This is a genomic window from Streptomyces sp. YS-3 (assembly GCF_045257485.1).
Taxonomy (GTDB): Bacteria; Actinomycetota; Actinomycetes; order Streptomycetales; family Streptomycetaceae; genus Streptomyces.
On sequence record NZ_JBJHPC010000593.1, the window covers coordinates 1 to 4,319 of the forward strand.

The 4,319-nt window shown below is 73.9% G+C and carries 5 protein-coding genes; 1 reads left to right on the forward strand and 4 read right to left on the reverse strand.

The window, feature by feature from the left end; genetic code table 11:
* Positions 1 to 112: 112 nt before the first annotated feature.
* The 4 genes from ACJA3G_RS31390 to hisI all read right to left on the reverse strand — a co-directional run bounded on the left by ACJA3G_RS31390 (position 113) and on the right by hisI (position 3,132).
* Positions 113 to 385, reverse strand: a complete 273-nt coding sequence (locus tag ACJA3G_RS31390; protein WP_406556431.1) for an HGxxPAAW family protein — start codon at positions 383 to 385, stop codon at positions 113 to 115.
* A 131-nt stretch (positions 386 to 516) separates the two neighbouring features.
* Entirely contained in the window at positions 517 to 1,179 is a 663-nt protein-coding gene (locus tag ACJA3G_RS31395) for a TIGR02234 family membrane protein (RefSeq protein WP_406556432.1), read from the reverse strand.
* A 78-nt stretch (positions 1,180 to 1,257) separates the two neighbouring features.
* A complete protein-coding gene (locus tag ACJA3G_RS31400) occupies positions 1,258 to 2,766 on the reverse strand; it encodes an anthranilate synthase component I (protein ID WP_406556433.1) in 1,509 nt (502 codons plus the stop codon).
* 9 nt (positions 2,767 to 2,775) lie between these two features.
* A complete protein-coding gene (hisI, locus tag ACJA3G_RS31405; RefSeq protein WP_406556434.1) occupies positions 2,776 to 3,132 on the reverse strand; it encodes a phosphoribosyl-AMP cyclohydrolase in 357 nt (118 codons plus the stop codon).
* Between the two features lie 83 nt (positions 3,133 to 3,215).
* Here hisI and ACJA3G_RS31410 point away from each other — a divergent pair, with 83 nt between their 5' ends.
* On the forward strand, positions 3,216 to 3,848 hold the full coding sequence (locus ACJA3G_RS31410) for a TIGR03085 family metal-binding protein (protein WP_406556435.1): 633 nt from the start codon (positions 3,216 to 3,218) through the stop codon (positions 3,846 to 3,848).
* The last annotated feature ends 471 nt before the right edge of the window (positions 3,849 to 4,319 follow it).

Sequence of the window (4,319 nt, forward strand, 5' to 3'; positions counted from 1 at the left end):
GGCCGGGGCCGGGGTGGCGTCCACGCGGTGATTGTCCCCGTATCCGACGAGAGGCGCAGCCCCAGCGGGGCCGCGCCTCTCGTCGGATGCTCGGAACAGGGTGCCGGGTGCCTCAGCGGGCCTCGGCGAGACGGGCGCGCGCCTTGGCGCCGGCCTCCTCGCGGGCCGCGGCCATCTCGGCGGACTCCTTCGGGGTGCCGAGGCCGGCCATCTTCATGACGCCGCCGACGACCGCGCCGAGCAGGGTGAGCGCCGTCCCGGCCCAGAAGCCGATCGGGTTGGCGGCGACGATGAAGACCGAGGCCGCGCAGAAGCCGATGAAGGAGATGATGACACCGGTCCAGGCGGCCGGGGTGTGTCCGTGGCCGCCGCTGCTGCCCGCCATGAGTTGCTCCTCGTTGGTGAATCTCTGGGTCACGGAGTCGGCCGCCCAGTCCGGGGACCGCGACCGCTCGTCGACCATTGTCGCCCACGCGCCCGCGTGCCCCGAGCCTGGGGTCGCTCCCGTGGGACAGCTCACACTCCGGTCGGGTCCTCGCCCCGGTCCAGGGCCTTCCACAGCTCCTCGGGCCGGTCCGGGTCCTTGGCCGGACGGGACTTGCGGGGCCGGGGGCTGCCGTCGCGCTCGTAGCGTCCGCCCATCGCGGGCCAGGCGGCGCCGAAGCGCAGTGCGAGCAGGCCGGCGACCAGGAGCAGCAGGCCGCCCGCGAAGGTGACGTAGGGCCAGGCGGTGTGTGTGAGGCCGCCGATGGTCGCGGCGGCGTCGCCGCTGGTCCGGGCGGCCTTCTCGTCGAGCGCGGAGCTGTCGTCGGCGCCGAGGAAGGCGGCGAGCGCGGCTCCGGCGCCGCTCAGCGCGAGCAGCCCGGAGACCAGCAGCCGCCCGGCCCGGCGCACGGCGAACACCGCGACGAGCGCGGCGAGTCCGACGATCGCCAGGGCGGCGGGCACGCCCGTCACGTTCTGCCCGGTGGCGCGCAGCGGCACCGAGCCGCCCCCGACCGCGGCGTGGCCCTCGGCCCAGGTCTGCCCGGAGGCGAGCAGGACGACAGCGGCCCCGGCGGCCCCGAAGAACAGGGCGGCGGCGAGGCTGCGGCGACCGCCGCCTCCGCCTCCGGCGCGGGCGGGCGACGCGGATTCGGCACGCGACTGGGGTACGGGTACGGCACTCACGTACTCCACTATCGCCTGCGCCGGGGTGATCTTGTCAGCCGGGGGCGTGTTATGGCGCGAAATCGCGGCGCGGGGCCGGTCCGTCGCTCAGGAGCGCGCGCTCCTGAGGGACGGACCGCCGAGCCGGTTCGCCGTGTGGACCGCCCGCAGCACCGCCGACGCCTTGTTGCGGCACTCGTTGTCCTCCGCGACCGGGTCGGAGTCGGCCACCACGCCCGCCCCGGCCTGGACATAGGCCGTGCCGTCGCGGAGCAGGGCGGTGCGGATGGCGATCGCGGTGTCGGAGTCGCCGGCGAAGTCGAGGTAGCCGACACAGCCGCCGTAGAGCCCGCGGCGGCTCGGCTCCAGCTCCTCGATGATCTGCATCGCGCGCGGCTTGGGCGCCCCGGAGAGCGTCCCCGCCGGGAAGCACGCGGTGAGCACGTCGAAGGCGGTACGGCCCGGGGCGACCCGGCCGGTCACCGTCGAGACGATGTGCATGACGTGCGAGTACCGCTCGACCGACATGAAGTCGACGACCTCGACGCTGCCCGGTTCGCAGACCCGGCCCAGGTCGTTGCGGCCCAGGTCCACCAGCATCAGGTGCTCGGCCCGCTCCTTGGGGTCGGCGAGCAGCTCCTCGGCGAGGTCGTTGTCCTCCTGCGGGGTGGCGCCGCGGTGCCGGGTCCCGGCGATGGGGTGGACCATGGCGCGCCCGTCCTCGACCTTGACCAGGGCCTCGGGGCTCGATCCCACGACGTCGAAGCCGTCGAAGCGGAAGAGGTACATGTACGGGGACGGGTTGGTGGCCCGCAGCACCCGGTAGACGTCGAGCGCGCTCGCCGTGCAGGGCGTCTCGAACCGCTGCGAGGGCACCACCTGGAAGGCCTCGCCCGCGCGGATGCGCTCCTTGATGTCCTCGACGGCGTCCTGGTACGCCGTGCCGCCCCACAGGGCGGTGTACTCGGGCAGCTCGGAGGGCGGCAGGACGGTGGGCTCGTACTCGACGGGCTTCGCCAGGTCCGCCTCCATGGCGTCGAGGCGGGCCACGGCGTCCGCGTAGGCCTCGTCGACCCCGGTGTCCAGGTCGTTGTGGTTGATCGCGTTGGCGATCAGCAGCACCGAGCCGGCCCAGTGGTCCAGGACGGCGAGGTCGGAGGTGAGCAGCATGGTCAGTTCGGGCAGCTCCAGGTCGTCGCGCCCGTGCTCGCCGATCTTCTCCAGCCTGCGCACGATGTCGTACCCGAGGTAGCCGACCATGCCGCCGGTGAACGGCGGCATCCCGGCGACCAGGTCGCGCGGGGTGTGCAGCGCCTCCACGGTGGCTCTCAGGGCCTCCAGCGGATCGCCCGTGGCGGGGACGCCGACGGGCGGGGTGCCGATCCAGTGGGCCTGGCCGTCGCGGGCGGTGAGCGTCGCGGCGGAGCGCACGCCGACGAACGAGTAGCGCGACCAGGTGCGGCCGTTCTCGGCGGACTCCAGGAGGAAGGTGCCGGGGCGCTCGGCGGCGAGCTTGCGGTAGAGCCCGACGGGGGTGTCGCCGTCCGCGAGGAGGCGGCGGCTGACCGGGATGACGCGGCGGTCCACCGCGAGCTTGCGGAAGGTTTCGAGATCCATGGCGCGACCCTACTGAGCGGGGGCGGGCAGCAGGACGTCGGCGTCGAAGCATGTCCGGTCACCGGTGTGGCAGGCGGCGCCGACCTGGTCGACCCTGACCAGCAGCGTGTCCCCGTCGCAGTCCAGCGCGACGGATTTGACGTGCTGGAAATGACCGGAAGTGTCCCCCTTCACCCAGTACTCGTTCCGGCTGCGCGACCAGTACGTGCAACGGCCGGTGGTCAGGGTGCGGTGCAGGGCCTCGTCGTCCATCCAGCCGAGCATGAGCACCTCGCCGGTGTCGTACTGCTGGGCGATGGCCGGGACCAGTCCATCGGCGGTCCGCTTGAGGCGGGCGGCGACGGCGGGGTCGAGAGTGCTGGTCATGGCCCCATTGTGCCGTGGCGCGGGGGCGCGGGCGGCGGTGCGTCCACTGGGCGGACGCGGGTACGGGCCGTACGCTGGCCCCCATGTCGACCCATGCCAAGCGTGAACGACTTCTGCTCGCCGACCTGTTGGAGGCGGCGGGCCCCGACGCCCCGACCCTCTGCGAGGGCTGGACGACGCGCGACCTCGCGGCCCATCTGGTGCTCCGCGAGCGCCGCCTCGACGCGGCCGGCGGGATAATCCTCGGCGCGCTGAAGTCCCGGCTGGACCGGGTGCAGGCGGAGTTCGCCGCGAAGCCGTACGAGGAGCTGGTGCGGCTCTTCCGGACGGGGCCGCCGAAGTACTCCCCGTACAACCTCAAGCAGGTCGACGAGGGGGCGAACGCGATCGAGTTCTACGTCCACGGCGAGGACGTCCGCCGGGCCCAGTCCGACTGGACCCCGCGCCCGGTCGACCCGGTCTTCGCGGACGTGCTCTGGTCCCGCCTGGAGAAGATGGCCCGCCTGATGGGCCGCCGCTCCCCCGTGGGCCTGGTCCTGCGCCGCCCCGACGGCCAGACGGCGGTGGCGCGACGGGGGACACCGGTGGTGACGGTGACGGGCGAGCCGGGCGAACTGGCCCTGTTCGCGTCGGGCCGCCAGGAGGCGGCGCGGGTGGAGGTCGAGGGCGAGAAGACGGCGACGACGCGGGCCCTGGAGGCGAAACTGGGGGTGTAGCCGGGGGGACGTCTCCCCGGGCCCCGTTCCGCCTCCGAACACCCGAGCCGTTGTCCAGCGGCCCGCCTCGGGTGGCTGGTCGCAGTTCCCCGCGCCCCTTTTTGGCCGGGGGTTCGTCTGCGGGCCGGTGGTGAGCTGGTCGCGCAGTTCCCCGCGCCCCTGATCCGCCCGGGGTTCGTCTGCCGGTTGTCTGTGGTTGCTCGCGCAGTTCCCCGCGCCCCTTCAGGGCCCGGTGGTCGTCTGCGGACCGGTGGGTGGCTGGTCGCGCAGTTCCTCGCGCCCCTGATCCGCCCGGGGGTCGTCTGCCCGTTGTCTGTGGCTGAGCGCGCAGTTCCCCGCGCCCCTGGGTAGTTAGGGGCGCGGGGAACTGCGCGGGCAACCGAGCACGGTCCGCAGGCGAAAGAAGGGAGCGCAGGGGCCGCAGGCCCCGCGAATAGGGCCCAGGGGCGCAGCCCCGGGAGGGGGCCCAGG